General features: G+C 63.0%; 3 protein-coding genes. 1 reads left to right on the top strand and 2 read right to left on the bottom strand.

All coding sequences use genetic code 11. The features are described 5' to 3' along the window. The first annotated feature begins 92 nt into the window (after window positions 1-92). Window positions 93-974, top strand: a complete 882-nt coding sequence (locus tag EN893_RS28225; protein ID WP_127269182.1) for a LysR family transcriptional regulator — start codon at window positions 93-95, stop codon at window positions 972-974. Here the strand turns inward: EN893_RS28225 and EN893_RS28220 are convergent. Both EN893_RS28220 and EN893_RS28215 read right to left on the bottom strand, forming a co-directional pair. Then, window positions 953-1,324: a glyoxalase superfamily protein gene (locus EN893_RS28220; protein ID WP_127269183.1), complete on the bottom strand. Its 372-nt coding sequence runs from the start codon at window positions 1,322-1,324 to the stop codon at window positions 953-955. The two genes, EN893_RS28225 and EN893_RS28220, sit on opposite strands and share 22 nt — an antisense overlap. Before the next feature lie 112 nt (window positions 1,325-1,436). Next, the coding region (locus tag EN893_RS28215; protein WP_127273556.1) for a TIGR02302 family protein at window positions 1,437-2,651 on the bottom strand (1,215 nt) is incomplete at its 5' end.

Raw genomic sequence — 2,651 nt, 5'->3', positions numbered from 1 at the left:
TCCAATGGGTATGGCGACTATCGTCCGCCGTTTGACATGTTGCAAACGAATTGGAATGATGCCAGCAATCAAATTCTCTTATGGCGGATTCCATGCGGCCGACCCTCGACAGCGACCTCCTGCGAACCTTCGTGGCGATTGCCGAGACCGGCAATTTCACCAAGGCGGCGGAGCAGGCCGGCCGCACCCAATCCGCGGTGTCGATGCAGATGAAGAAGCTCGAAGAGCTGATCGGCGCCAGCCTGTTCGAGCGCGGTTCGCGCGGCGTCGCGTTGACGCGGCGCGGCGGCGAACTCATCGTCAACGCCCGCCGCATTGTCTCGCTGCTCGACGAGACGTCGGCATCGATGGCGGCAGCGCCGCTTGGCGGGCCGGTGCGCATCGGCATTCCGGAGGAATATGGCCACGCCATCCTGTCGCGCGCGCTCGGCGCCTTCTCGAAGCGTCATACACAGGTCGAGGTCACCGTGCGCTATGCCCATTCCGGGGCACAGATGGCGGCGCTCGCTGCCGGCGAACTCGATCTGTGCGTGGTGTTCGAATGGCAGGATCCCGCCGGCGGCGAAGTGCTGATGCACGACCCGACCGTGTGGGTGACGTCGACCCTGCATCACATGCATGAGGAACAGCCGGTGCCGATCGCGCTCTACAACCGGGCCGGCTGGTGCAAGGACTTCGCCATCAAATCACTGGAGCAGCGCGATCTTGCCTATCGTGTCGCCTATACCAGCGACACCACCGGCGGCCTCAAGCTCGCCGTCACCTCCGGACTGGCGATCGCGCCGATTTCGCGCAGCAACATTCCGGACGGCTGTCGTGAACTGACCACCGCGGACGGATTCGGCGCCATCGATTCCTCCAACGTGGTGATGCACCGCAACCCCAATGCGTCAGGTGAGGCGATCGACGGCATGCAGGATGCGATCCGCGAAGCCTTCGTCAACAGGCTCAGTCAGCCGGCGGCATCCTCGTAGAAATGCAGCCTGTTGCCGAACGGATCGGCGACCGATACCTCGCGGGTCTTCCAAGGCGTATCTTCCACGCCCGGCCTGGCGAAGCGGTAGTTTTTGCCGATCAGTTCGCCATGAAGAGCGGTGATGTCCTCGACCTCGATGCGCAGGGCGATGCCGGGTGCACCGTCGCCATGATGTTCGCTGAGATGCAGAACGCAGCCGTCGCGGCCGACCGCCATGTAAAGCGGCGCGTCGTCGGCGAAGCGATGTTCCCACTGCACCTCGAAGCCGAGGAAGCCGACATAGAATTCACGCGCCTTGGCAATGTCGAAGATGCGCAGGATGGGTGTAACGGCGCCAAGTCTGGGCATGGTGGTGCAACCGCGCGAGAGGGTCTTTAGGTGGGATGGACGCGGGCGGCAATCCCTATGTTTTTTCGCAATTCCGGACGGAAAACCGCTTCACACTTTTCCTGGAATTGCTCTATTTCAGCTCGAGCAGCCGTTCCAGATAGCTGCGTTCGATGTCGGGGCTGAGCGCATTGCCGAGCCGTTTGCGGATCGCTTCCAGTATCTGGCGGGCGCGCTGCACGTCGATCTCGTCGGGCACCTTCACCGAATCGCCGAAATCGGGACCCTGGCTGGCGCGTGGCCGGCCGAGCGGATCACGATCGGCGTTCTGCTGCCGGCCGCCTTCCTCGCCGCCGCCCTGGTCGCCCTGCATGGCTTGCATCTGCTTCATCATGTCCTTGGCGCCCTTGCGCAGCGCTTCCAGCGCCCGGCCCTGATGACCGACGGCCGCATCGCCTTCGCCCTCGCCGAGTGCCTGTTCGGCATTGCCCATGGACTTGCCGGCCTCGCCAAATCCTTCATTGGGCTCCATACCCATGCCTTCGAGGCCCTTCTTCAGCTGATCCAGGTCGCTTTGCAGCTGGCCCTGGCCCTGCTGCAGCTGTTTCAGCGCATCGGCGAATTCCTGGGGTGTCATCGGCTTTTGCCGGGCGAGCGGATCGCGGTCTTCGCCGACGCCGGGTCTGTCCTCATCCTGGCCGCCTTCGCCGAGCTGCTCGTCACGGTTCTGCCCGCGCTGGCGCTCGCCGCGCTGCATCTGATCCATGCGGAAGGTGTCGTTCATCATCTCCTGCTGACGCCGCAGGATCTCACCCAGCTTGTCCATCTGCTGGCGCATCTCGCTGTCCTGCTGGCCGCCTTGCTGCTGACGGCCGGCTTGCAGATTGTTCATCATGTCCTGCAGTTGCGACAGCAGTTGCTGGGCCTTGTCGCGATCTCCGGACTTCGCCAGGTTTTCGATCTGGTCCATCATGCGATCGATGTCGCTCTGGCGCAGTTCCTGGCCATTCTGCTGCATCTGCGGGGCGTTGGGATTCTGCTTGGCGCGCTCCGCGAATTCCTGCAGGAACTGGTTCATCGCCTCGCGCAGTTCCTTCATCGCCTTTTCGATTTCAGCGTCGCTGGCGCCATTCTTGATGGCGTCCTGCAGCGCCTGTTGCGCCTGGCGCAGCCGCTTTTCGGCGGCCGAAAGATTGCCTTCCTCGATGCCGAGCGCGATTTCCCAGAGATAGGAGACCTCGCTGCGCAATTGATCGTCGCTCTCGGCCATCTTCAGCCGGGTGCGGGCGCTCATGATGGCGAGATAGTGAGACATGTTGTCGAACGTGTCTTCCGGCCGCAGCGTGAT

Origin of the sequence: Mesorhizobium sp. M7A.F.Ca.CA.004.04.2.1, from assembly GCF_004022825.1 — a bacterium.
GTDB lineage: Bacteria > Pseudomonadota > Alphaproteobacteria > Rhizobiales > Rhizobiaceae > Mesorhizobium.
The sequence above is the reverse complement of the archived record's forward strand: the minus strand, read 5'-3'. Positions and strand labels throughout refer to the sequence as shown.

Excerpts from the sequence above, each read along its gene's own strand:
- EN893_RS28225 (WP_127269182.1), top strand. The coding sequence starts at position 93 with ATGCGGCCGACCCTCGACAGCGACCTCCTGCGAACCTTCGTGGCGATT.
- EN893_RS28220 (WP_127269183.1), bottom strand. The coding sequence starts at position 1,324 with ATGCCCAGACTTGGCGCCGTTACACCCATCCTGCGCATCTTCGACATT.